Annotated in this window: 16 protein-coding genes and 1 pseudogene; 10 read left to right on the top strand and 7 right to left on the bottom strand. The window is 47.4% G+C overall.

What is annotated here, in order from left to right; genetic code table 11:
* Window positions 1–3 precede the first annotated feature (3 nt).
* The 4 genes from MIC7113_RS16000 to argF all read right to left on the bottom strand — a co-directional run bounded on the left by MIC7113_RS16000 (window position 4) and on the right by argF (window position 5101).
* The gene (locus MIC7113_RS16000) at window positions 4–1788 is read right to left on the bottom strand and encodes a sodium:solute symporter family protein (protein ID WP_015183198.1); all 1785 of its coding nucleotides are present in this window, start codon (window positions 1786–1788) and stop codon (window positions 4–6) included.
* A gap of 119 nt (window positions 1789–1907) precedes the next feature.
* Window positions 1908–3113 (bottom strand): AmpG family muropeptide MFS transporter, encoded by a 1206-nt coding sequence (locus MIC7113_RS15995; RefSeq protein WP_015183197.1) that lies wholly within the window; start codon window positions 3111–3113, stop codon window positions 1908–1910.
* Window positions 3114–3324: 211 nt separating this feature from the next.
* The gene (gene lexA, locus MIC7113_RS15990) at window positions 3325–3939 is read right to left on the bottom strand and encodes a transcriptional repressor LexA (RefSeq protein ID WP_015183196.1); all 615 of its coding nucleotides are present in this window, start codon (window positions 3937–3939) and stop codon (window positions 3325–3327) included.
* A 241-nt stretch (window positions 3940–4180) separates the two neighbouring features.
* Window positions 4181–5101 (bottom strand): ornithine carbamoyltransferase, encoded by a 921-nt coding sequence (argF, locus tag MIC7113_RS15985; protein ID WP_041780904.1) that lies wholly within the window; start codon window positions 5099–5101, stop codon window positions 4181–4183.
* Window positions 5102–5816: 715 nt separating this feature from the next.
* On the opposite strand from argF, the gene MIC7113_RS15980 reads away from it, so the two are divergent.
* The 3 genes from MIC7113_RS15980 to truB all read left to right on the top strand — a co-directional run bounded on the left by MIC7113_RS15980 (window position 5817) and on the right by truB (window position 9413).
* On the top strand, window positions 5817–7667 hold the full coding sequence (locus MIC7113_RS15980) for an alpha/beta hydrolase (RefSeq protein ID WP_015183194.1): 1851 nt from the start codon (window positions 5817–5819) through the stop codon (window positions 7665–7667).
* A gap of 191 nt (window positions 7668–7858) precedes the next feature.
* Complete coding sequence (locus tag MIC7113_RS15975) at window positions 7859–8320, top strand: peroxiredoxin (RefSeq protein ID WP_015183193.1); 462 nt, start codon at window positions 7859–7861, stop codon at window positions 8318–8320.
* 190 nt (window positions 8321–8510) lie between these two features.
* Window positions 8511–9413, top strand: a complete 903-nt coding sequence (gene truB / locus MIC7113_RS15970) for a tRNA pseudouridine(55) synthase TruB (RefSeq protein ID WP_015183192.1) — start codon at window positions 8511–8513, stop codon at window positions 9411–9413.
* 33 nt (window positions 9414–9446) lie between these two features.
* Here the strand turns inward: truB and MIC7113_RS36500 are convergent, their stop codons facing one another.
* Entirely contained in the window at window positions 9447–9665 is a 219-nt protein-coding gene (locus MIC7113_RS36500; RefSeq protein WP_015183191.1) for a hypothetical protein, read from the bottom strand.
* 18 nt (window positions 9666–9683) lie between these two features.
* Here MIC7113_RS36500 and MIC7113_RS15965 point away from each other — a divergent pair, with 18 nt between their 5' ends.
* The 7 genes and pseudogenes from MIC7113_RS15965 to MIC7113_RS15935 all read left to right on the top strand — a co-directional run bounded on the left by MIC7113_RS15965 (window position 9684) and on the right by MIC7113_RS15935 (window position 20198).
* Window positions 9684–10799: an RNA-guided endonuclease InsQ/TnpB family protein gene (locus tag MIC7113_RS15965; RefSeq protein ID WP_015183190.1), complete on the top strand. Its 1116-nt coding sequence runs from the start codon at window positions 9684–9686 to the stop codon at window positions 10797–10799.
* Between the two features lie 427 nt (window positions 10800–11226).
* Window positions 11227–11820, top strand: a pseudogene (locus MIC7113_RS15960) (reverse transcriptase N-terminal domain-containing protein); the annotation flags it as partial.
* 69 nt (window positions 11821–11889) lie between these two features.
* The gene (gene ltrA / locus MIC7113_RS15955) at window positions 11890–13707 is read left to right on the top strand and encodes a group II intron reverse transcriptase/maturase (RefSeq protein ID WP_015183188.1); all 1818 of its coding nucleotides are present in this window, start codon (window positions 11890–11892) and stop codon (window positions 13705–13707) included.
* Complete coding sequence (locus MIC7113_RS36495) at window positions 13704–13952, top strand: hypothetical protein (protein ID WP_041780092.1); 249 nt, start codon at window positions 13704–13706, stop codon at window positions 13950–13952. The genes ltrA and MIC7113_RS36495 overlap by 4 nt, the downstream gene beginning before the upstream one ends.
* 127 nt (window positions 13953–14079) lie before the next feature.
* Window positions 14080–15822 (top strand): pentapeptide repeat-containing protein, encoded by a 1743-nt coding sequence (locus MIC7113_RS15945; RefSeq protein ID WP_015183187.1) that lies wholly within the window; start codon window positions 14080–14082, stop codon window positions 15820–15822.
* A 189-nt stretch (window positions 15823–16011) separates the two neighbouring features.
* Window positions 16012–19191: a TIR domain-containing protein gene (locus tag MIC7113_RS15940; RefSeq protein ID WP_015183186.1), complete on the top strand. Its 3180-nt coding sequence runs from the start codon at window positions 16012–16014 to the stop codon at window positions 19189–19191.
* Window positions 19192–19418: 227 nt separating this feature from the next.
* Complete coding sequence (locus MIC7113_RS15935; protein ID WP_015183185.1) at window positions 19419–20198, top strand: DUF928 domain-containing protein; 780 nt, start codon at window positions 19419–19421, stop codon at window positions 20196–20198.
* Between the two features lie 155 nt (window positions 20199–20353).
* Here MIC7113_RS15935 and MIC7113_RS15930 read toward each other — a convergent pair whose 3' ends face one another.
* On the bottom strand, window positions 20354–23206 hold the full coding sequence (locus MIC7113_RS15930; protein WP_015183184.1) for a CHAT domain-containing protein: 2853 nt from the start codon (window positions 23204–23206) through the stop codon (window positions 20354–20356).
* 95 nt (window positions 23207–23301) lie between these two features.
* Window positions 23302–25683, bottom strand: a complete 2382-nt coding sequence (locus tag MIC7113_RS15925) for a two-partner secretion domain-containing protein (RefSeq protein ID WP_015183183.1) — start codon at window positions 25681–25683, stop codon at window positions 23302–23304.
* Window positions 25684–25738: the final 55 nt, after the last annotated feature.

The following is a 25738-nucleotide window of genomic DNA, read 5'->3' as shown; positions in this document are numbered from 1 at the left end:
TTCCTAGTCATCCAGTCCAGGTCTGGGCATTGGTAATGATTTAATCTTATTTAGCTGACGCAACCACATTCCTCCAACCACAGCGATGATCAACGACACCCATCCCGTCAGGGGCTGAAGGAGCAAAAATCCTCCAACGGTGAACATTGTCCCGAACATCAGCAAAATCGAGGCTAGAACCCGTTGTATATCCGTTCCTAAATCTTGAAGAGGTTCCAAACCTAAGCGATCGCGTTGACGCTGCCAACCTGGCCCACTAGGACGCACCTTCCGGTAAAATTCATCCAGGGTTTCATTCGATTCCGGTTGGGTCAAAAACATGACGGCTATCCACAGGACCCCAACACTCATGGTAATGAACATTAAGCGCCAACCAAAGTCTGTAATCTGTAACCCTGGCACCACACTTGTCGTCAAACCTACGACAAAACCACCGAGAATTGCGGTTAGTTCAGCCGCCGCATTAATCCGCCACCAGAACCAACGCAGGATTAACACCAACCCAGAACCGGTTCCGATCGCAATCACTAATCGGAAGACAGTCGCCACATCCTTAGCATAAAATGCTGCTACTGCACCAAACGCTGTGACTAAAACAGAGGCAATTCGTCCCATAAAAACCAACTCTTCCTGGGTAGCACTAGGCTTGATAAACCGCAGATAAAGGTCATTAGTAACGAAAGAGGCACCCCAGTTAATTGAGGTGGAAACCGTACTCATAAAAGCGGCTAGCAAAGAAGCTACCACTAAGCCCAATACGGCTGGTGGCAAGAAATCTAACATCAGTTTGGGGTAGCCTAATTCTCGGTCTTGTAAATCGGGATAGACGACAATCGCCACTAAACCGACAACGATCCAAGGCCAAGTGCGAACCACGTAGTTGAGAATATTAAATAACCAAGCCGACTTTTCTGCCTCGGCTTCATCTTTGGCGGCAATCAGGCGCTGAATGAATTCGCCACCACCATCACTACGACGCCACGACCACCATTGAACCAACATATAAGCGGCAAAGGTACTCCCTGTAATGCCGGCTGCATCACTCCATTGAATTCCTCCTGACCCAAAGCTTAAGGGTAAAAAAGACAATACATCTTGTTGGGTGGCTTGCTGCACTTTAGGAATGAGGACATGAATGCCGCCGACATGGTTGACAGCAAACACAGCAACGACAACCGCACCTAACATTGCCAGGACAAACTGAAAGAAATCAGTGGTGACGACGCCCCACAACCCAGCAAAACCCGCGTAGATGAGTACCAAGATACTGACACCGACAACACTCCAGAATTTCAGGTTTTCTCCGGGAGTAATGCCTAGATTTTGCCAAATTTCCAGGGCATCCACGACTTTTATCATCGCTAGCATGGCGTAGCCAATCCCAATACAGTTGATTGGCACGGCAAACAGGAACGCTTTCACCCCCCGCAGCACCGCCGCCATCTTCCCGCCATAGCGAAGTTCGGTGAATTCGGCATCGGTAACCACCTCTGAACGCCGCCACATCCGCGCAAAGATGTAGACCATGATTAAGTGGGAAATGCCAAAACTCCACCACTCCCAGTTACCAGCAATCCCTCGATTGCCGACAACTCCGGCAATGTAGAGGGGGGTGTCAATGGAAAACGTGGTTGCTGCCATACTGGTTCCAGCTAACCACCAAGGGAGCGATCGCCCCGATACGAAAAAATCTACCAAACTTCCCGACGCCTTGCGGGACAGGTACAGCCCTAAGCCCATCGAGAAGATGAGGTAGAGCAGTACAATCAGCCAATCAACCAGTTGCATAAATCCCCGAGTGACTTGTGAGGGATTTAGAAATCATGCCACATCAAGACTTAATATTCTGGAGAGGCTGATGGTGAGGGTTGAGAGGGTTAGAAGGTTTAGGGTTTTCCAGGTGACTGTCAAGGCGTTGGGGCAGGCTGAGAGTTCCACGGAGCAAATACTGGTAGTAGTAGTAATCCGGGTACAGCAGCGACGATACTCACCAGGAAAAACAAGGGCCAACCCGTCGCTTCTGCCAATCCGCCTGCTGGTGCCACTAAGATATCTCGGCTAACAGCCATCAAACTGGAAAGTAAAGCATACTGGGTTGCGGAGAAGCGCTGGTTACAAAGACTCATTAAAAAGGCAACAAAAGCAGCAGTTCCTAATCCAGCACAAAAGTTTTCAATGTTGATCGTAATCACTAAAAACGAATAGTTTTTGCCAAGTTGTGCTAGGACGAAGTAAGCTAAATTACTCACCGCTTGCAGCCCACCAAAGACCCACAGCGATCGATTGATGCCGAGTTTGCTGAGAATTGCCCCACCTGCAAGAGTACCGACAATGGTGGCTAATAACCCCATACCGCCTTGAATGGCTCCGATATCCGTTTGGGTAAAGCCCGTCTTGAGCAAAAAGGGCGTGGACATGTTGTTAACTAAAGCGTCACCCAGTTTGTAGAGGACAATAAACACCAAAATTAAGACAGCCCGGATGACACCCGATCGCTGAAAAAATTCCGCAAAGGGGAGAATTACGGCTTCTGATAAGGATTCAGGGGGGCGTTCTTGTTCTCTCGGTTCTGGTGCCCAAAATGAACTTACCAATCCCACCACCATGAGCAAGGACATCAACAGGTAAACTGTTGACCAGGGCATTTGGTCAGCCAGAATGAGTGCCAAAGCACCTGTAACCAACAGAGCGACGCGATACCCTAAAACAAAAACTGCTGCACCGGCTCCCATTTCCCGTTGTTCGAGTACGTCGGTGCGGTAGGCATCAGCTGCAATATCTTGAGTTGCACTGAAGAAAGCAATGAATAGGGCATTAATGGCAAGGAACTGCAAGGCTTGACGAGGTTGTTGTAAAGCCATTGCTGCGATCGCCAACAGTAATGCCCCTTGTGTCAGAGCAAGCCAACCCCGCCTACGCCCTAAAAACGGCGGTACAAACCGATCCAGCAAAGGCGACCAAAGAAATTTCAAGGAGTAGGGTAAACCTACTAGGCTAAACAACCCAATTGAACGCAGATTTACTCCTTCTACGGTCATCCAGGCTTGTAATGTCTTACTCGTCAAGAACAGGGGTAACCCTGACGAAAAGCCCAATAATACTAGCGCCGCCATCTTGCGGCTTTGAAAAACTTGTAGGACAGATTTCGTTGCTTTCACGGGCAATTGGGATGATGACCATAGATTATATTTCAATTTAAGCCATCATCCCAGAGTTAGATGTTTTGAGATGACCCTACTCACCAAAAAGTATGAAGTGTGAAGTATGAAAAGTTTTTTTATCCTTCATCGTTCATCCTTTTAGTGAAACCCTTGCGGCTACCCATTAGCTTGCTGCCTCGTAGTTTCGCCAGACACCGACTAGAACCCCCTGCACCTGTACACTTGTTGCCATCACCTCAATGGGTTCGTACTTAGGATTAGCGGGTTTGAGCGTGACGCGATCTTCCTGACGGTAAAAACGTTTCAAGGTGGTGCCATGTCCATCCACTCGTGCTGCAACAATTAGACCATTTTTGAGTTGCTCTGGGTCGGGGACAGGTCGCATAATCACGAAATCCCCTTCAGCAATTAGGTCTTCAATCATGCTGTCTCCAATCACCCGTAGGGCAAAATTACCCGGTTGGCGCAATAGGGGTGACACATCGAGTTGCTCATCCGTGTCGGTAAAGGGTTCTACCAACCCACCCGCCGCGATCGCACCTAAGACAGGTACGCCCGTGTTAGCATGAGCCAGAATCCGAATGGTGCGAGCTTTCCCTTCTGTCCAGTCAATGTAGCCTTTCGCTCGTAAATGCTCCAGGCGACTCTGAACGGGTGCTGGCGATCGCAAATTCATCGCTCTCATCATTTGCCGAATTGAAGGCGCATGTTGTGAGGTGCGAATATACTCAATCAGCCAATTGTATAGTTGTTGTTGAGCGTCAGTCAGGGGTTCCATAAGGCGACAATGGGGTAAAGAATCGTTTTGAAGTATGGGGGCAAAGCCTTGGTGTGGAAAACTTAGAGTTAAAACCTAGTTTTGACACGAATACTTCGCCCAATCTTGAGGTTTGAATGACCATGATTCATCACTCATCACTTTTAGGTGATGATTGTTACCATCTATAGAACATTCGTACTACTAAAACCCCCATTCTGTCCAGTAGGGATCAGATTTATTCTCTATCCAACTCTGTATTTTAATTTGCTCCTAAAAGGCTAACCAGTAAGGCTTTTTGAGCGTGCATCCGGTTTTCTGCCTGATCCCAAATCCGCGATCGCTTGCCTTCCATCACCTCATCCGTAATTTCTTCTCCCCGATGTGCGGGTAAGCAATGCAACACAATCGCCTCTGAATCAGCGCTCATTAGCAGTTGCTCATTCACCTGATAAGGCTGAAAAACAGGAATTCTACTATCCGCTGATGCCTCCTGCCCCATACTCGCCCATACATCAGTGTAAATAACGTGAGCACCCTTAGCCGCGAGCCAGGGATCATCCGTGAGCAGGACTTCCGTTTTACCACCCGAAATCTGCTGTGCCTTCCCTACAATATCTGGGTTCGGTTGATAAGCCAAAGGAGTCGCCACTCGGACATTCATTCCCATCAAAGCGCAGCCCAACATCAGAGAATGCGCTACATTATTGCCATCTCCCAAATAAGTCAACGTCATCCCCGCCAGCGAACCAAAGCACTCCTGAATCGTTAACAAATCCGCTAAAACCTGACAAGGGTGTTCTAAGTCCGTTAAAGCATTAATAATCGGAATCTGGGCATATTGGGCAAAGGTTTCCAGTTCCTTCTGATCAAAGGTACGAATGGCCAAGATATCCAAATATCGATCCAAAACCCGTGCGGTATCAACGATCGGTTCCCCCCTACCCACCTGGGTAACATTCGGATTCAAGTCAATGACTTGCCCCCCTAGTTGGTACATGGCTACCGAAAAGCTGACTCGCGTTCGTGTTGAAGCCTTGGAAAATAATAGCCCCAATACCTTATGACATCGCAGGTTTAGCTGTCCTGCTTTCAACTGAGCCGCAATTTGCAACAGCTCCTGTATTTCATCGGTACTGAGATCTGCCACACCAAGTAAATCTCGTCCTTTTAATGCCTCCATATTTTTCCCCCGATGAGTTAAATTAATCGGCTTTCGCCAGAACACTATAGGCTCTTGCAACATAACAAAGTGCGTTTTTTCCCAGACCTTAGCCTTCTCATTCGCACTGTCTTAAGAACCTATCAGATTTTTATCAAATTAAACCAGCTTTTCTAGGGGAAATTCAGGACAAAATTTTCAGTATCCTTTAAAACATATTTATGAGTTTTTTCCTAGAACTCAGCTCCTTCATTTTTTATGCCAAATCTCTTGAAGTTAAAATTTTAGCGGTAAAAGTAAGTCAAAAAATATCTCTTCTAGAATAGAAGGGAAAACTTCATTAAATCCATAACCTATGTTTTTTTGCAATTTTATTGAAAAACGATAGACTATAAGTCTATCATTCAATTGATAGCTTGAATGATAAAATACGTTTTATTAATTTTAGAGATTTTCTATCCGTTTCGATAAATAGTATAGAACTAAATAGAATAAACTGCATTAAATTTAAGGTAGCCATTGCTCTAGAGTAATGGATAAAATTGACATAAGAGTATCAAATTTCTTGAGACGTCTGATAGAAAAATCCCAATGATAAAGTTACTCACTTGACCTACAAGTGCGTTCAGAAATTTTCTGAGCAGGAACAGCAAGGGAAGGGGATGATTTTCAAACCTTGGGAAGGTGGAGACGTTTTTGCATGTTTGGTGATGAGTGAGGAAGGACGGCTAGCTAAATGAACATTAATGTCGGAGTACGTCAGCGCAATCCGAACCCAACGCTTCGTGAGCAAGACGGAGATTGGTTCAGAATTTTGATCAAGGCGAGTGGACTTGATCGATCAGCCAAGAAGGGAAAACGATCGGCTGGACTAGGAATCGTTCTGGTCAATCTAGGATTATTGATCGCTCCAGTGGTTGTGTCCACTCCCGCACAGGGGGCTGAACGAATTTATCTAACTTATGGCCCTTTAGAAGTATCTTTGTCGGTCAAATCTCTTGCTACTTATGCAAGAGATGGCAAAATTGATCGAGAATTAGCCGCTTATACAGACCGTCTTAATCCGCAGCAACTGGAGCAGTTGCGGACAATTTTACAGACTCGAATCGATATCAAGCCGCTAGCGATCGCGCAATTTCTCTATTCGTCTCAAGGGAAAATTATCTTAGATCGAGTCGGTCAGATTATCCAAACCAAAGCCGGTCAACCCGGTTTCTACGCGATTCGGGCGGCGCTAATCCAAGCGGCGGGTGCGCCAGACGGATTGACTCTGTTGAATGTCCTGGAGAAGTTTCCCACCTACGGCATCCGGATTAACTCGGTGCGTGGCTTTCAGGTCATTGAAGAGCTCTCAAGCTTGATTCAGCAAACCCAATTAGCGATCGCCGCAGTAGAGCAACAGGCTGTTACAGAAGCATCCGCACAGGCATCCGAACGGGAATCAGCACCACCGTCTACACTCTCTTCAGGACACACATTACCGAAAGGATTAGGCCGAGAATCGAATTATTTCTCTACGTTACCCGACCTGCGGCAACCTGGAGAAACTCAATATTCCAAGCAAACCCTGACCCTCTATGACTCTAGTCGTCAGAGACAGTTTCCCGTCGATCTTTACCTCCCTCAACAAAGTCAACGTCCAGCACCTTTAATTGTGATTTCTCATGGTTTAGGCTCAGACCGTACAACCTTTGCCTATTTAGCCAACCATTTGGCTTCTTATGGCTTTGCGGTGGCTGTCCCTGAACATCCAGGAAGTAACGCGGATCAATTACAGGCTTTAATCAATGGTCTTGCCAGTGAGGTAACTCCCCCAGCCGAGTTAATCGACCGACCATTAGATATTAAGTTTCTCCTCAATGAACTCAAGCGATCATTTGGGGAACGTATTAATCTGCAACAAGTCGGCGTCTTAGGTCAATCCTTCGGAGGCTACACGGTTTTAGCACTGACGGGTGCCAAGATTGATTTTGAGGTATTAAACAAAGAGTGCGACCCCTCAAATGACTCTTTAAACTTATCCCTTCTCCTTCAGTGTCGCGCCCTAGAGTTGCTATCCAAGGACTATCAACTCTCCGATGAGCGAATCAAAGCCGGGATTGCCATCAATCCCGTGGGGAGTACAATTTTTGGAAAATCCCAATACAGTCAGATTCAAGTCCCACTGATGTTAGTGGCAAGTAGTGATGATAACGTAGCTCCAGCTTTGCCCGAACAAATTCGACCCTTTACCTGGCTGACAACCCCAAGCAAATACCTGGTTTTGCTCAAAGGAGGAACGCACTTTTCTACTTTAGGGCAATCAGAGGGAGCAATACCCCTACCTCCTCAAGTGATTGGTTCTGATCCCACAGTGGCACAGAATTATATGAAAGCTTTGAGTTTGGCATTTTTTCAAACTTACATTGCCAATAATCCAGATTACCAAGTTTACTTAAGTGCTTCCTACGCTCAATTTCTGAGCCGATATCCTCTTCCCTTGAGCCTTGTGGAGTCTTTGACCGAGGAGCAGATTAAGCGGGCAAAAAGGGCTGAGGGTTCCACCCCAGAACCGACACCAACATCAGTGCCTGTGCCTACACCTTAGGAACATGGTGTTGCTAGGAGCAATTATGTAGAGACTTTCCTTGTGGTTGCCCTCTCTCATTACCGGGTACCCACAAGGGGGACTCCTACAGGTTTATTTTTGGCTTCAGCAACCCTCAAGCGATCGCTCACCGACTTTAATTTCTGTAAAAAAGTTAAGATTAAATACAGATTTGTAACAAATGTATAGATATGCCTGTTCAGATTGGAGACAAGGCTCCTGATTTCACCTTGACTTCCGCATCAGGGGAACCCATCAGCCTCAAAGATTTTATCGGCAAAAAGAACGTTGTTTTGTACTTTTACCCCAAAGACGATACACCAGGATGTACGGCAGAAGCCTGTGCCTTTCGCGATAGTTACCAAGTCTTCCAAGACGCAGGTGCTGAAGTGATTGGCGTTAGCGATGACTCATCCACCTCTCATCTGCAATTTGCCGCCAAGCACCGATTGCCGTTTATTTTGTTAAGCGATAAGGGCAAGCAATTACGTAAACTGTACGGCGTTCCCTCAACCCTGGGACTTTTGCCCGGTCGTGTGACCTATGTCATTGACAAGAGTGGGGTTGTGCGACATATTTTTAACTCCCAGCTCAACTTTAAAGGTCATATTGAGGAGTCGCTGAAGACGTTGCGGGAATTACAAGAAGCCTGAAATTGTCTTAGCTATGAGAGCGATCTTGAAAATGGGTAATGGGTCATCGGTAATGGGTCATCGGTAATGGGTCATGGGGAGTCTTGCACCAATGAATTTGTGATCTTGAATGTCAGTCTTGGCCTTTGATCAAAAGTGGCACTGGCAACTGATTACAATGGTGCAAGCTCTCCCCAAATAGGATTGAATAGTGCAAGGTTTTTTGAATCTCAATAAGTCAGCCGGTTGGACATCCCATGACTGCGTTGCCAAAGTCCGGCGACTTTTGCGCCTCAAGCGGGTGGGACATGGGGGAACGTTAGATCCTGCTGCTATGGGCGTCTTACCGATCGCATTGGGTAAAGCCACCCGATTGTTGCAGTATATGCCGCAAGATAAGGCATACCGAGCCATAATCCAACTGGGGGTGAGAACCACGACGGATGACTTGGAAGGAGAGGTGATCGCCACTCACTCAGCCGAAGGGTTGACACTAGACGAGATTTTATCCCTTCTGCCGCAGTTTCAGGGCACAATTCAACAAATACCACCGATGTACAGCGCGATTCAGGTGCAGGGAAGACGCTTGTATGATTTAGCTAGAGCCGGTGAAACGGCTGAAGTCCCGGTGCGGACGGTGGAAGTTGATCAGATTCAGGTGTTGGATTGGCGTCCGGGGGAGTTGGCCCAACTGGATGTAGCGATCGCCTGTGGTTCGGGGACGTATATTCGTGCGATCGCGCGAGATTTAGGCGAATTACTCAATACCGGCGGCACTCTAGCCTCCCTTACCCGTACCCAAAGCTGTGGCTTCCATCTGGAAAATAGTCTGACGTTAGAAGAATTGGACGCACAATTGCAACAAGGGACATTTCAGCCCATACCACCCATAACTGCATTGCAGCATCTAGCCGTTGCCACCTTACCTGCATCAGAGGCTAATCGGTGGTGTTTAGGGCAGCGGATCGTTTGGCATCATACCTCTACGGATCTTCCTCCAAATGCGTTACGGGTTCAGCGAGAAGACGGTGAATTTTTGGGGATCGGTCAGGTGATTCCTTCAGAAAACGGGCTGTTACTTGCACCTCAGATGGTTTTTGCTTCTGCTGAGTAATTTTCACTCATTCAATCTTGAGTTTTAAGCTAATCAGCCTTTAAATCGTATATATCGGTTCTCAAGTTGCAACCGGACGAAACTTCGATCAAACCTTTTATTCAACGTGTTCGCGAGAGTCCCCACCAACAGTCGCCAGATTTTCGTAGCCGCTAGGCGAGAATGAACGGCTACAAGGTAGGGAGGGATAGCGGCTAATTTAGGGGGTTCGATGCCCCCTAAATTAGCAATCACATGGTATATTCGTCGCATATTCTTCACCCTTTGAAAATGTCTCAAGTCCTCACGGTTAGCTGTAAACTCGAAGTTACTCAAGGTCAGGTTGAGAAACTTGACGCGGTACTTCGTGCCTTTGCAAACTGCTGTGAGTACGTGAACAAAAACACTGACCCAAAACTGACTAACCAGATAGCCGTACAATCCTTGATTTACAAGGAAGCACGGGATTATTCGGGCTTGTCGGCTCAGATGACCATCCATGCTATTCGCAGGGTTTGTGCCAACCGTAAAACCGCTAAACAGCAAAACCGACCTGTTAAGGGGTTTGCTCCAACCAGTGCAACCTATGATGCTCGGACTTTCACCTTTAAGGAGAAAGATTGGACTGTTAGTTTGACCACGATGAAAGGGAGAGAGAAATTCCCCTTGTATATTGGCAACTATCAGCGTCACTTGTTGACAGGGAGAAACCCTAAATCGGCAGTGCTGGTAAAAAGAAAAGATGGTACTTACTACCTGCAAATTCAGCTTGAATCGGAACCACCACAACCTGAACAAACAGATAAAGTTTTGGGCGTGGATTTGGGCAGAACAGACATTTGCGTTACCTCTGAGGGGGAGAAATTCAGTGGAAAACAAATAACCCTGATTCGAGACAAATACGCCCGTGTCAGAGCTTCGTTGCAGCAAAAAGCGTCCAAAGGCACAAGGTCTACTCGTCGTAGGGCGAGACAGGTCTTGCAACGGTTGAGTGGACGCGAACGACGCTTTCAGGCACAGGTGAATCATACCGTCAGCTATCGACTTATCCAACACGCCAAAAATACCAAGCAAACTATTGCCTTGGAGGATTTGACGGGAATTCGTGAGCGCACCAACCAACAACCTCGCTCTAAAACAGAGAGACGTAGGAGCAATAGCTGGGCGTTCTACCAACTTCGCCAGTTTCTGACTTATAAAGCGATAAAGTTTGGTGTAAATTTGGTATTTGTTGACCCTCGTTATACCAGCCAAACTTGCCACAAGTGCCTGCATATCCACCCAATTCGGGGTGAATCGAACAGAAGTGGTAAGCGGTTTAGATGTGGTCATTCTACGTCAAAAGTAAGCAATGAACCTGACGGAATGCAAGGCACAAAAGTCCAAGATACAAAACCTGAATTGTAAGGAGGGCAAGGGGAAGATTGAGAAGGATTAACGAAAGTGAACCATTATTGATAGTCCCGTAATTCGCTGAAGAGTGAAACCAGGTTGACACACTCTGACCAAAAGGTAAGCAGGTTGGTTATGACAGTATGGTTTAGTCTTAACGAGAGAACTAAACTCCTGCCGGGATAGAGATGGAATCCTAACCCAATCGAAGTTCAGATGTACGGAACACAGTAAGCCCTATAGATTCTCAGGTGAAGGTCGAAAACTTGAGTAGGTCAACTGTAAGGAAGACGGAATTATTTAGAGGGTAAAGGAAGGTGGAGAAAGCAAATGCTTCTGTGTAATGCAGAAGATAGGGGTTCAAGATTTGCCCTACGTCGAAAGACGGCAGACTTCCACTAGGTTTCAAACGATAAAACCTTAGAGAAGGAACCGAACCGAAGTGAAAGATAGATTCAGCAATGAAATCGGAGCCAAGGAACCGCCAACAGAGTGGTCAGACATTGATTGGAAGACCATCAAAGAGCGCGTTAGGAACCTGAGACGGAGAATTTATCGTGCCAAACAGAACGGTCAGTGGAATAAGGTTCGCAGCCTTATGAAACTGATGCTACGCAGTTACTCCAACCTGCTACTGTCAGTGCGAAGGGTGACTCAAGAAAATCAAGGGAAACGAACGGCGGGCATAGACGGTCAGACGGCAACGACCCCAGCAGAAAGAGTCAAACTTGTCAGAGAAATGCTGACATATAGCCTGTGGCAAGCCAAACCTGCCAGAAGGGTATACATCCCCAAAGCAAACGGCAAACAACGTCCATTAGGCATCCCAACGGTCAAAAACCGAGTCGCACAGGCAGTTGTCAAAAATGCGTTGGAACCCATTTGGGAAGCCGAATTTGAGGCTAATTCCTACGGATTTCGCCCCGGTAGAAGCTGCCATGACGCTCTTGAACAATCCTGGATTAGACTCCAGAAAGGAATGGACACATGGGTGCTAGATGCCGATATTAAAGGGGCTTTTGACAATATCAGCCATGAGTGAGGATATGCTAACAGACCCACGGTAATAAGGAAGGTAAAGCCAACAGTAGTAGTAAAACAAGTCATGAACACGGAACAACCGATGTATGAATGGAACAAAATCCCTTGGCGAAAGCATGAGCGGATGGCATTCAAGCTACAAAAACGGATTTACCAAGCCTCTAGTCGTGGAGATGTCAGGACAGTTCGCCGACTCCAAAAGTTGTTGATGAAATCTTGGTCAGCAAGATGTCTCGCGGTGCGTAGAGTTACCCAAGATAACCAAGGCAAAAAGACGGCAGGTGTGGATGGGCAGAGGAGCCTGACCCCAAAGCAACGTCAAAACCTTATAGGTCAATTGAAATTGGGAACCAAGGTCAGCCCCACCCGGAGAGTATGGATTCCAAAACCGGGAAAGGAAGAGAAGCGACCATTGGGAATACCTACCATGAAAGACCGCGCCTTGCAGGCGCTAGTCAAACTGGCACTAGAACCAGAATGGGAAGCGCAATTTGAACCCAATAGCTATGGGTTCAGACCAGGAAGGTCGTGCCAAGATGCGATATCAGCGATACAGACTGTAATCAAGCAAAAAGCAAAATACGTGCTGGATGCAGACATTGCACAATGCTTCGACCGCATTGACCATGAAGCACTGCTCAATAAACTAAATACGTCCCCCACCATTCGCCGACAAATCCGAGCGTGGTTAAAAGCGGGGGTGATGGATAATATGCAGTACTTCGACACATCCGAGGGTACGCCACAGGGCGGGGTAATCTCTCCGTTACTGGCAAATATTGCCCTTCACGGGATGGAATGGCGAATTAAAGAGTACGTGGAAACCTGTGACCTAAAAAGGTCAGATGGAAAATATCAACTTCCAAAAAGGGATAAGCGAGATTCAGTCTCAATAATACGCTACGCCGATGACTTTGTGATTCTCCACAATGACATAACCGTTGTCCAAGGATGCAGAGAGGTAATCTCTGAATGGTTAAAAGGCATGGGCTTAGAATTGAAACCGAGCAAAACCCGTATAGCTCATACCTTAAATGAGCATGGACAAGAAAAACCAGGATTTAACTTTTTGGGATACTATGTCCGACAATTCCCTGTCGGAAAATACACGACAGGAAAAGACACAAAAGGGAAACCTCTAGGCTTCAAAACTATCATCACCCCAAGCAAAGAAAAATGTAAGGTACATTACGACCAAATCAAGAGAGTAATAAACGACCACAAAGGAAGCTCACAAAAGAGCCTGATAGACAAATTGAATCCTATCATTAGAGGATGGACAAACTATTACTCTACGGTCAATAGCAGCAAAGCATTTAAAAAGCTCGATGCTAATATCTACATTGCATTAAAAGCATGGGCAAAAAGCCGACACAGAAACAAAGGTGAACAATGGCTTGCAGACAAATACTGGAAAACCATTGGCGGCGATAATTGGGTCTTCGCAACCAGGCAAGGTGAAAAACACCTTCGGTTACTAAAACACAGAGACACCAATATTAGGGACTATGTGAAAGTTAAAGGCGAAGCGTCACCATACGATGGAAACCTAATTTACTGGAGTATCCGAATGGGAAAAAATCCTGAGATGCCAAAGCGAACAGCATCGCTGCTGAAACAGCAAAAAGGAAAATGCGCCCACTGCGGACTGTACCTCAAAGATGGAGATGTAATAGAGCGTGACCACATCATCCCGAAATCTCTTGGTGGAAAGGATGAATACAAAAATTGGCAACTCCTTCATCGACATTGCCACGATATAAAAACTGCCCTTGACGGCAGTTATGGCACAAAATCCGACTGCAATAGTGTCGAGCCTAAGCCGCCAGTTAACTCAGAATGGTTCTGGGAAAACGATATGCTGGCAATGAGGTTTGTATGACAAACACCGTATTGCTGAGGAGCCGTGTGATGCGAAAGTATCAAGCACGGTTTTGGAGAGCGGCGGCTCTCGTGAGGGAGTCGCCGACTTTAATTTTAAATGGCGCGAAAAATATTTCTGCTTTGGGGCTGTCTATAAACCAGCCTGGAGGTTCGTATCTTAGTTGTGTTTTATGGACGGGACAACCTGTTGAGTTGACCACCTGGGATACAGGGCTACTGAAAACTCAGGCTTCAACGAAGTAAGCCTGAGTAGTTTATTTCTCGGTATGCTGGTGACCATGATGCACCAATCACAGCAGTAGATAATCCCTCCCGGTCAACAAAAATCACCTTTCCCCACTCTTCCACTCTCCCTGTCCAAACGGCCTCCATGCAAGTACAAAACTTTCTCGACCGATACCGACAAGGAGAACGTGACTTTGCCCATATTGACCTGAGTGGGGCAAACCTGACCGGGGCGAACCTCCGCAAAATTAATTTGACGGGTGCTAACCTCAGTGGTGCAAATCTGAGTTGGTGTTGTTTCAGCCACGCCAATTTCACTGGAGCCAACTTGCATCAGGCCAATCTACATAGCGCTATCTTGGACAATGCCAATTTTACTCAATCAATATTGAGTCGAGCCAAGCTGAGTAAAGTGGATCTGCGATTGGCAAATCTACGAGAGGCTGATTTAAATTGGGCGGATTTAAGCGCTTCTAATTTGAGTGGGGCAGATTTGCAGAACACTCAGCTTGATCAGATTAATCTCGAACACGCTAATCTCAACCATGCTCTGCTCATGGGCGCACAGTTGATGGAAGCCAATCTCTGCCGCACCAACCTCATCGCTACCAATTTCACCGGTGCGAATCTACGGGAAGCTAATTTAGAACAGGCGAATTTACAAGAAGCGACTTTAGTTGGCGTTAATTTGACAGAGGCGAATCTCAATAACGTTTACCTGCGAGGTGCAAATCTCAGACAGGCAGACTTGCATCGGGCGATTCTCACGGGTGCGGATATGAGTGAAGCCAATTGTGAGGGTGCAGACTTGAGTCGAGCGAATCTCACGGGGGCTTATTTGCTCAGAGCCAGTTTACGAAAAGCAGATTTGTTGCGTGCAGTTCTGCAAGAGGTTTATTTATTACGCACCGACCTGAGTGAGGCGAATTTACGGGGAGCTGATTTGCGAAAAGCTGACTTAAGTGGGGCTTATCTGAAGGATACTCTGTTAAGTGAGGCCAATTTGAGTGGTGCCTATCTGTTGGAAAGTTATTTAATTCGGACTAAACTCGACCGGGCAGAACTGACGGGTTGCTGCATTCATCAGTGGCATTTGGAGGAGGTCGATTTATCTTATGTTGAGTGTCGATATGTGTTTACGGGATTCGACTACTCTAGCAAAAGCCCAAGCGATCGCTATCCAGTAACGGGCGATTTGCCACCCGCAGGATTGGAGCGCAAAAACACCGAAAACCGCTTAACGGTAACCGTGTCGTTTCTTGAGGCTCCGAACTGGGAGGCGCTCGTGTTTACTCTCACTCAAGTCCAATTCGAGTCTCCGAATCTTCAACTCACCCTCAAATCCTATGAAGCCAATTCTGGGAAATACTTACTGCGCTTGTCCGCTAATCGATCGGTCAATACCAAGCTGATTAGTCAGCGGATTGTGCAACTCTATCCAGATATGTTGGAGCGTTTTGTGACTCGACGCCAAATTCTCCTGGACTTACTTGAAATCAAGGAGGCTCAGAATTTACAGATCGAACGGCTGCCCCCATTGCCAGCACCACCTCCCCTGTCCTTATCACCTAACCGTCGCAAACGGCAGTTATATCAAGAGGTGGTCACTCAGATTCAACGGATTATCATGTCCCAAGCACCAGAACAGTGTGTGGATAGTGTAGAGCGGCTGATCGAGTTTTTGCAACAACAGAACATTTCGACGGAAGAAATTCAAAAAGAAGTCATTGGTAAAGTAATTATGAAGCGAGCTGAAACCGATGAAATCTTCCAGAAACAATTGTTAAGGTGGCAAGAAGCGGCTTCGGAGGCAGCACGTTTTTCGGTGGTGGGGCAAGCGGTGCGTTTAGCGATCGCCATGATTATATCGAATAACGCTCTTTTATAGCTCTAGAGATAGACAATCTGGGTAATGTGACGAAAATCCAACTTACCAATATTTTTTAGTGCTAGTAAAGATAATAAATTTGGACAACTACCTAAAGGAATAGATAAAGTAGAAATAAGGAAGCAATCGAGTAGCGCTCATCTGCTCCTGACGTTCGTTTAAAAAAACTTGACATACTTGAGGTTTTGTGTGAATAGCAGCTTAGAAGTTTTAGGAAAGATCAATAGCTTTCAAGATGCATTTATTTCATACGGACGAGCAGATAGCAAAGCTTTTGCAACTAAGCTCTATGACCGGCTCCTGAAAGAAGGACGAAAGGTTTGGTTTGATCAAAACGATATTCCTTTAGGGGTAGATTACCAAAACCAAATTGATGACGGCATCGAGAAAGCCGATAACTTTCTATTTCTCATCGCCCCCCACTCTGTCAACTCGCCCTACTGCGGCAAAGAAATTGAGCTAGCCCTCCGACGCAATAAACGAATTATTCCCCTGTTGCACGTCGAGCAAATTACAGAAGAAATTTGGCAGCAACGCAACCCAGGCCGTGATCTGAGTGAGTGGGAAACTTACAAATCCAAGGGTTTACACTCCAGTTTCCCCAATATGCACCCTGTGATTGGCAAAATCAACTGGGTTTACTTCCGCGAAGGAATTGACGATTTTGAGAAATCCTTTGCTGGACTGCTAGAAATATTTACTCGTCATCGAGACTATGTAAAACAGCACACCTACTTTTTAGCTAAAGCGCTGGAGTGGGAACGCAATCAGAAACAGTCAAGTTACCTCTTAACCGGAGAAGAACGGATACAAGCCGAAAACTGGCTAAAAATCCGGTTTAAGGATGAGCAACCCCCTTGCGAACCAACCGACTTGCACTGTGCCTTTATTGGTGAAAGTACCAAGAACGCCAATAACCTAATGACTCATGTCTTTCTCTCCTACTCGGAAAAGGAGAGGGCGTTCATGGAAAAAGTGGCGAACAGTTTGAGGCGCGAGTGTTTCACCGTTTGGACGAACCTAACAGACATTAACTCTGGGACAGATTTTGTAGAGGCCATTTATCGGGGTCTGGAGGAAGCCGATAATGTGGTTTATCTCATGTCTCCAGCCTCTCTGGCATCGCAATACTGTCAAATGGAACTGGCTCACGCCAGGACGCACAAAAAGCGAATTATTCCTGTACTGATTAAAGAGGTTGAGCTTGAGCAAGTTCCGCCTGAACTAGGTGCTATACAGTTCATCACGATCACAGATCCGGAGCAAGAGGCGCAATATCACGATGCTATTGCCAAGTTAATTAAGGTACTGCGTGAAGACGCCGCTTACCATGAGCAGCATAAAATCGTATTGGCGAAGGCGCTGAAGTGGGAACGGCAAAAGCGCAATCCCAGCATTTTATTGCGGGGTTACAATCTTCGCCAAGCTGAGGCGTGGTTGAAGGTGGCAAAACAGAGAACTCAGAATTCATCCACACCCCTACAAGAAGAATTCATCGCGGAAAGCCTCAAACAACCTCCAGATGCTTCCCTCGATGTATTTATTGCCTACTCCCGCACCGATTCTGATTTTGCCCGCAAGCTGAACGAGACTCTACAAATTCAAGGCAAGACAACCTGGTTTGAGCAAGAAAGTATCGCCTCTGGGGTTGACTTTCAGCAAGAGATTCAGCGGGGAATTGAATACGCCAACAACTTTTTATTTATTATTTCCCCCAACTCCGTCAATTCGCCCGACTCTGCGGCACAGGTGGAGTATGCGATGAGCTTGAATAAGCGCATTGTCACCGTTTTATATCAGGAGGTCGATCCGGCGACGCTGCACCCAGGTTTAGCAAAAGTGCAGTGGGTGGATTTCCGCAAGCATGGAGGAGACTTCCTTACCAACTTTGGGGAACTCACGAGAACCCTGGATACAGACCCAGATTATGTCAGAACTCACACCCGTTTGTTGCTCAAAGCCAAGGAGTGGGAACAGCATGGACGTGATGATGGCTTCTTGGTGCGGGGGAAAGATTTGGTTGCCTCCCAGCAGTGGTTGACACAAACGACCAATCGAGAACCGGCTCCCACCGACCTTCAGTTAGAGTATTTGGCAGCGAGTCGAGAACTCCCCTATCGTCGGGTGAAGCGGCGCACGGTGATGTTGACTGGCTTGGCTGTCACGGCATTAGTGTTTGCTGGACGCTTTTTTGGGCTGATGCAACCGGTGGAACTGGCAGCCTACGACCATTTGCTCCGGTTGCGTCCGAATGAACCGAAAGATGATCGGCTGGTGATTGTCGGGGTTGATGTAGACAGTGCTGAGATGATCGATCGCAGTGATCGCTATCGCTTGGGGCGAGGGACTGTGCCGGACTTGGCGCTATCGGATACCCTCAAAGCCCTTAACCGTCATCAACCCCGCTTGATTGGCTTAGATTTTATCCGGGACTTGAGTTCATTACCAGAACTCACTCAAACCTTTAAAGACACCACCAACTTGGTAGCCGTTTGCAAAGGCAGTGGCACGAATGATCGGGGGCAAATGAAGAAGGGAAACAAAGCCCCGACAAATGTACCGATAGAGCGGGTCGGCTTTGCTAATCTGCAAGATGATGGGGGTAAGTTTTTACGTCGCCATTACCTGATGGCAGGGGCAGATCCAGATTATTGCAACACGATGAATGCCTTCAGCCTGGTACTGGCGCAAAAATACCTGGAAGGGAAGGGTATTCCTTATTCCTCTCCCTTTGATCCGAAGGAAGAAGACTTTGTGCGCCACATGCAGTTTGGCAAGACGGTGATTCCGCCCTTGTGGGCACCAACGTCAGGAAATGGCAGCGGCTACCGAGATCGAGGTGATCAGTTGGGTGGGTATCAAGCGATGCTCAACTATCGAATTCATCAGGGTGATCCAGAAAAGTTCGTGCCAATCGTTCCTCTCAAGGATGTGTTGGAAAATCGCGTTCCCGCAGACTTGATCCGCGATCGCATTGTGTTGATTGGCCTGGTGGATAAAGCCGAACGCCAAGCCGACTACTGGAATACACCTTATGGTGAAGTTCCGGGAGTGGTATTGCACGCGCAGATGATTAGCCAACTCTTGAGTGCCACACTGAATGGGCGTCCCTTGATTTGGTGGATGCCCATGGGGTCGGAAACGCTTTGGATTTTTGGCTGGTCGGTGGTCGGTGGTTTTGTGGTTTGGTGGTTTCGGCAACCGAGATTTTTAGCGATCGCAGGTGTGGTTTCGGTTGTCACTCTTTACGGCATCTGCTATTTCGTCCTCGCCTTCCCCGGTGGATGGCTACCATTAGCTCCTGCACTCATTGCCCTCATCGGCACAGGTGCCGGAGTGGGTTGTCTGAATTACTACTTGCGAAAGTAGTTACCTATCCACACTCCGTGGTTCAGGTTTCAGGAACAACCGACAAACTCAACTTGTAGCATTTGATCTTGAGAGCTTACGCAATGGGCATATTATTTTCAGTTTATTGGGAGGACTACAGTTCTCATTGGGTTGGGCTAAAGCCCTGACTACAAACAAAAAACCCGATTTTTTGTGACAGTTGCGTAAGTTCTACTCTGGAAACACTATTAAGAGGTTCACAACTCATGGTATTAACACGTTCACTCATCCAAAAAGCTCTTGTTTTCGGAACGATGGCTGCGTTAGTGCCAACAATGCCACTCTTGCCCTTATTGAGTCAAAAAGCTCAAGCTCAGTCAAACCAGCGCTCGGTGCAACTACTTGCCAAACGTCCTCTCAATGCAGGTAACACATCCAGCAGCGGCGCTGTGCGTGGGGAGTGTCCCGCAGGCACAAAGAATCTCAAGGCGCTGAATCCGGAAAAAGACCCAGGAAATACAACCCAAGGCTATCCCACCTTCTGGTTTTATGTACCCTTTGGTCAGAATGCGCCTCAAAGTGAGACCTCCGATGTCAAGGTTACATCTGTCCAGTTTGAGTTGCAGGATGATACAGGTAACCCAGTGCTGACAGAACCGCTTCAGCTTGCTTTACCAGATGAAGCAGGTATTGTCAAGTTTACTCTCCCCTCCACAGAAAAAGCGTTGGAAGTGGGCAAAGACTACTATTGGAGGCTTTCCATTATCTGCGATCCGGATCAACCGTCGGCGAACCCAAGCGTCGCGGGTTGGCTGACTAGGATTCCAGCTAGTGCCCAACTGGATAGTCGGCTCAAAGCTACGCCCCCGCAACAGCAGTACCTGGCTTATAAAGAGAATAATTTATGGTTTGAGTACGTGACTGGGCTTGCCAGCAATCGGACTAACAATCCAAGCGCATGGAGCGAATTGGTGAAGTTGTTTGATCTGCAAGAATTTGCCACAACTCCGGTGAGTGAACTGCGTCCTGAGAGCGGGAGCAATTAAGGGAGATAGCAGAAGGCAGAAGGGAAAAGATTAATCGGTCAAGGTTTCAGCATTGGGCGAGAGTCAAGAGTCGCCTTGGCAACTGCTATAACGACAGGATAGGGGCACGATATGTCGTGCCCCTAATAATTTGAAGTATTCCACTCAAACAGGAATTACAACCAACTGCCCACCAAAACATAAGGTGCCCAAAAGCGGGGGTGCTGATATTTACTCTCGTCTTTGAGAAACGCCACCTGGGTTCGACGTAAGGCTTCGGCTCGGCTGATTCCAGGTTCCCCTAAATATTTATACAGTTCTTGGGCAAATAGCACACTGGAGTCATCCGCTAGACTCCACAAACCCGCGATTACGCTGCGTGCACCAGCCTGTACGGCTGTTCCGGCAATCCCTAGAACGGCGCGATCGTTTCCGCTGGCTGTCTTACAAGCACTCAGAACCAATAATTCCACCGCGTCTTCTCGGCTTTGTCCGCGTGTACGGAATAATTCACTCAATTGGTCTACATAAATCGCGCCATCTGCAACCAGTAAATAAGTCCTCTCCCGTGTCGCCCCAAACTGACCATGAGTGGCTAGGTGAACAACCTGGTAATTGTTTGAATTCATGGCTTGCTGGAAATTTCCCTCGGTAAATGCCTGGTCGAGGATAAACTTAACCGGGACGTTGGTGTCCTTGATCGCGTCGAGTTCGTGTTTGACATTTTGCAGTTTGCTATAGGTGTTCTCAAACTGTTTCGGCGGATCAGTCAGACCGGCTGCGAGTACCTTCATGTTTTGACGCAGGAGGGGTTCGGGGTCGCGCACCTCTAGACCTAAAGCCAAGGAAACGGCATACTTCTCAACCAGATAGCGTTCTCCATCGTAAAGAGCCGCCATGGGAATCGTTCGCAGAGAACCGTCCAAGACGAAGATCAGGGTCTTGATACCACCCGCTTCGAGGCGATCGCTAAACGGTGCAATCAGCCAGTCATAAACGGTTTTACCCACCTTTTTCACCGGCTGATCAAACGGACTCTCGGTTTCCAGAGTGGTTTTGAATTGTTTTAATGTCTTGGCAACGCTATCCCTAGAAATTTCAGTGGAGGAGCGATAGAGCTGGTCTTCCTTGGGTAACTTAACCATGACTTCCAATCGGTTGTCTAGGATGATTGGGTAAATCACGGCTGTTTGTGAGTCTTTTTGATCAATAATCCGGTCAATTTCTAATCGTTTCTCCTCACAGGCTTGTTGTAAGAAGTTTTGCAGTTGTGCGACTTGTAGCGCTTCTAATACCTCACGAGCTTTTTGCAGATTTTGCTGAGGGGGTTCAGCCTCACGAGATGGAGGAGTCAGCAGCAAGTCTACAAATTGGCGATAAACGGGTTCGACACTGTCTCGGAAGGAAAACTGCACATCTGGATTGGTGGCTACCAAATCACCTCGGAGCGATCGCGACCTTTCAAAGGCTTCATCATAAGCTGCGATCGCTTGTTGATATTTGCCTTGTGCTTTGAAAATGCGACCTAGCTGCCAGGAAAATTCATAGTCAATATCGGAGGCATTCACAGATTGTTGGGATAAAACCAATGCCCGTTGCGTCAGTTGTTCGGCATCAGTCCATTGATTTTGCAGTTCATACAAATGCCCCAAATCACTCAAGACAACCGCTTGCGATCGCCCGTCATTTAATTGTTCCGCCTGCTGATAAGCCACAGCCAGAATTTGGGCAATATCTTGGGGTGCGCGAGTTTCTGGTGTGGAAGACGGCTTTTCGCCCCTAGTGCGTAATTTCATCATGCTGCGGGCTAAGTTAACCTGGGCATAGATGGCAGGACGACCCACAGGCAGGTTCGCGATTTGACCTTGTAACTGAGGATAAAGCGCTTGCGCCTCTTGCCACTTCTTCATCTCGATCAACAGGCGCAGGCGATTCAGTTGGGCTTGGGTTTGAGTTTTTGAGATAGCAGCAGTATCCGAGGCTTTCTGGTAGAAATCGAGAGCGGCTTGCCGCTGTTTCTGAGCCTCTTTTGGTTGTGCTTGGCCTATTTTCTGGTCTGCCTGAGTCCGGGCGAGATTGCCTAAGCTGAGGTAAGCCGCACTAATGGCATCCGGGGATTTGAGGTTTTGGGCAATCTTCAGACTTTCTTGTAAGTTGGCATCCGCTTCCTCAAGGTTTCCAATCACCCGGAGTGCTTCTCCCAAGCTGAGGAGGTTCGATGCTTTGGTGAGAGAGTCAGGTTGCTTGTCCAAAGACTGTTTCAACGTCTGGAGGGTCGAAACCGACCGCCGATAAAGTCCTAATGCCTGCAACGCCTGCGCCTGGTTGATGCGCGTCAGAGTGGCTCTGTTGGTGTCTCCTAACTGGCTGTAAAGTGCAGCCGCTTGTTCCCAAGTTGCCACAGCTTGTTCTGCTTCTCCCTTTGCCAGTTGCAGGTTCGCTTGAACATCCAGACTCTGTGCCCAAACGGCTGAGCGCTCAGAGGAGTTTTGTGTTTTTTCCACTCCCTGAAGTGCGGCGGCAATGGCCTGAGTGGCCTCCTGAGTGCGTCCCAATTGCTGATAGTTCAAAGCGAGATTACTCTGTACCACCGCTTGCCCCAGGAGGTCGCCATTCGTCTGGTACACTTGCAGGAGTTGCTGCAAAACGGATACGGCTTCTGAAAATCGCCCTGCTAAATACAGAGTTTTGGCTTGTTCATCCAAGCTTTCGGGATTTTTAGCCAGATTCGGCAGGGGTTGAGCCGTAGAGTCACCGACCGATGCCAGGAGAGTTGAGGGCAGCGGCAAGGATTGAGTCTTCACAACTGAGATAGAGGGATTGGCGACCACTGTGGGTGTTGCAGTTCTGCCCACCATGGGGACAACCACGACGCAACACAAGGCCGTTAGAGCAGCCAAAAATCCATAGCGGTATTTGAATTTGGGAAGCCTAGATTTTGCCTGAGCCTTGCTTAAGCCCCAATTACCGAAGCCCACTATTCCCAGCTTTTGTAAGCGATGCAAAAGTACAAATCGTTTACTTGCCATCTTGATCCGTAAATTTGTTGAATTCAATTAATGAACATGAAGGCGAGGAGGTTCATCATGTCTCCTACTCTTGCCCATAGAAACGATAAAATGCTTTACCGTTCTCCAGAACACCCTGAGGCAGAGAACCCAGATGGATGAGGGGTAGTGGTTGTAACCCCGGCAGTGAGAATGATTTCCCCCTTAGAACCAATCACCATACCCTGAGCTTCCACAAGTGGGGGGGTGGGTGTACGAGAAGGTAACGTAGCGACACCCGCCGCTTTACTGACTCTTCCACTATCACGAGTGACCCAAGGGGGAGGTGTGGCTCCCGTGCTGAGGAGGTCATCAGGGCTGGGGGGCAATCCTCCTCGTCCGGTGGCGACAAATGTACTCTGCCCTTTGGCAACCCCATTGTTTCGAGATTGACAGCCTTGGGCGATTAAGCCGGTGGGGTCTACTAAGGTTACGGGCAGTTCCACGAGTCCCTGAGCGGGGTCAAGAGCTAGGGTATTGATTTTTATTTCCCCTTCAAATCCAAATTTAGAACTGGCACTAATATCACTGCTACGATTGCTTCTTAGCTGACTGGTACTCTGCCCTCTCTGTCGTTTCAGACCAAAAATCTTATTGGCAAAGATAGTAATTTTTCCACCATCACCATCAAAGGCATTGGCAATGATGTCACTGTTTTCCGAGGGAACTGCCACCACAAACCCGTCCTTCGCATTAATTGTGACGTTACCGCCCTTGCCACCGCCTCCTTGTTGAGCCGTGTCAGCTTCAGCTGATATCAGGCTGCCTCGACGCAGCATCAGCCGCTCTGAGGCTTCAATGTAAATGTTGCCGCCGTCCACTGATGCAGAATTAGCCTCGATTCTGGCCTGATTATCCAGTGTCATCTGCTCGGCACTAATGTATATCCTTCCAGGTAACTTTTCAATATCATCAAAGGAATCAATATCATCAAAGGAATCAATATCATCAAAGGAATCAAGGTCATTAATATCAACATTGGTGGCATTTGTTGGGTTATCGAGCGACTGATCGTTAATGCTTACCTGAGCCTCATCGATTAAAAGGTTTCTTGCTGTGATTTTGATATAGCCAACATCACCTTGTGCGTCTTTTGTTGCCTCACTGAGTAGCTTGCTCCTGTTATTAATCACAACTGTGCCATTAGGAGCAGAAATGGCGATATTGCCAGCGTCACCTATTCCAGAGGTAGTAGCGTTGAGCTGGCTTCCGTTTTTAATCTCAACACTGTCGCTCGCTCTAATGCTGACTAAGCCTAAGCCCTGCTGGTCAGGTAGATTTCCATCTGTAGAAGCAGTCTCAGATGTCAATTTAGAGTTGTCGATTACAACTGTCCCTGGCTTAATTGGATCTTCTTCATCGGGGTCGAGACTGCCGATGGAAATCCGTCCGAAATATCCTTCGCTAGAAATTTTACTGTTGGCAATTGAAATCTGGTTAGGAGCATTGATCAATACATCGCCTCCAGTACCATTTTTATTTTGAGTGTCAAGGATAGCGTTATTCAAGAAAACCGAATCTGAGGCTTTAATCGTTATCGTGCCGTAGGATTCGTCATTGCCGATGCTCGCAATTGTGCTATCACTAATCTGAACGTTACGCCCAGTCATCTGGATATCACCACTAGCCGTGTCAGAATTCCCAGTAGCTGTGGCGGATATCGTACTTCCACTGATGGATACATTCCCATGTGTCCCTGTAAAATCTCTCAAGCTCAAAAAGCCATCCTCAACGTCCAATCCGACGCTGCCTTCACCTGCTAATCCTCCCAGTTCAATCAATCCTCCTGAAGCATTCAATCTTCCGCCATTTAGCTCTACATCTCCACCGAGTAAAATTAAACTTTGTTGTGAACCAACGTTCAGATTGGCCTGGTTGACAGTAATAGTCCCTGGCTGCGCTCCATACTGCACCCCAAGGGGAACATTAATCGACAATAATGGCGGTGCTTCAGGGTTGGTAGCGCTAAACTGGGTTCCACCGGGAAACTGGAAACTCTTAGCGGTGGTTGCTAAAAATGAACCCTTAATATCGAGTCTGGCATTTGAGCCAAAGATAATGCCATTGGGATTGAGCAGGAATAAATTAGCGTTACCATTGACGCCTAGAGTTCCTAGAATATTCGAGACATTATTACCAGTCACACGACTGAAGATATTCTCAATGCCTGTGGGGTTGGCAAAGTAGACTCGCTGTCCGTTGTTGACATTAAATTCGGAAAAACTGTGAAACAAGTTGGTTTCTCGGAGTGCGCCACCCTCGATGAGCTCAGCCGGAAGCCCTTGCACATTGGCACCCGGAGTCAGGCGGGAACCTTCAGCCCCTAGAGTTGTATCAGGTGTAATCTGTGCCAGTGTAGGGATATTGGGAAGAGCAACGAATAAACATAGTTGAATAAATGCCCAAATGGCTCCTAGAAGACCTGTCCTTTCCAGCCCAAAATTGCTACTTTTACTCACGGCAGACCTCTTGAACCAAACAGTTCCAATATATCCACCCAAAGGGGGATTCAGT

Origin of the sequence: Allocoleopsis franciscana PCC 7113 (genome assembly GCF_000317515.1) — a bacterium.
GTDB lineage: Bacteria > Cyanobacteriota > Cyanobacteriia > Cyanobacteriales > Coleofasciculaceae > Allocoleopsis > Allocoleopsis franciscana.
The sequence above is the reverse complement of the archived record's forward strand: the minus strand, read 5'-3'. Positions and strand labels throughout refer to the sequence as shown.

Bases quoted from the DNA above. Each gene is read 5' to 3' on its own strand.
- MIC7113_RS15945 (WP_015183187.1), top strand. From the start codon at position 14,080: ATGCAAGTACAAAACTTTCTCGACCGATACCGACAAGGAGAACGTGAC.
- MIC7113_RS16000 (WP_015183198.1), bottom strand. From the start codon at position 1,788: ATGCAACTGGTTGATTGGCTGATTGTACTGCTCTACCTCATCTTCTCG.
- lexA (WP_015183196.1), bottom strand. From the start codon at position 3,939: ATGGAACCCCTGACTGACGCTCAACAACAACTATACAATTGGCTGATT.
- MIC7113_RS36495 (WP_041780092.1), top strand. From the start codon at position 13,704: ATGACAAACACCGTATTGCTGAGGAGCCGTGTGATGCGAAAGTATCAA.
- ltrA (WP_015183188.1), top strand. From the start codon at position 11,890: ATGAACACGGAACAACCGATGTATGAATGGAACAAAATCCCTTGGCGA.
- MIC7113_RS15965 (WP_015183190.1), top strand. From the start codon at position 9,684: ATGTCTCAAGTCCTCACGGTTAGCTGTAAACTCGAAGTTACTCAAGGT.
- MIC7113_RS15930 (WP_015183184.1), bottom strand. From the start codon at position 23,206: ATGGCAAGTAAACGATTTGTACTTTTGCATCGCTTACAAAAGCTGGGA.
- MIC7113_RS15975 (WP_015183193.1), top strand. From the start codon at position 7,859: ATGCCTGTTCAGATTGGAGACAAGGCTCCTGATTTCACCTTGACTTCC.
- MIC7113_RS15995 (WP_015183197.1), bottom strand. From the start codon at position 3,113: ATGGCGGCGCTAGTATTATTGGGCTTTTCGTCAGGGTTACCCCTGTTC.
- MIC7113_RS36500 (WP_015183191.1), bottom strand. From the start codon at position 9,665: ATGCGACGAATATACCATGTGATTGCTAATTTAGGGGGCATCGAACCC.
- MIC7113_RS15935 (WP_015183185.1), top strand. From the start codon at position 19,419: ATGGTATTAACACGTTCACTCATCCAAAAAGCTCTTGTTTTCGGAACG.
- argF (WP_041780904.1), bottom strand. From the start codon at position 5,101: ATGGAGGCATTAAAAGGACGAGATTTACTTGGTGTGGCAGATCTCAGT.
- MIC7113_RS15980 (WP_015183194.1), top strand. From the start codon at position 5,817: ATGAACATTAATGTCGGAGTACGTCAGCGCAATCCGAACCCAACGCTT.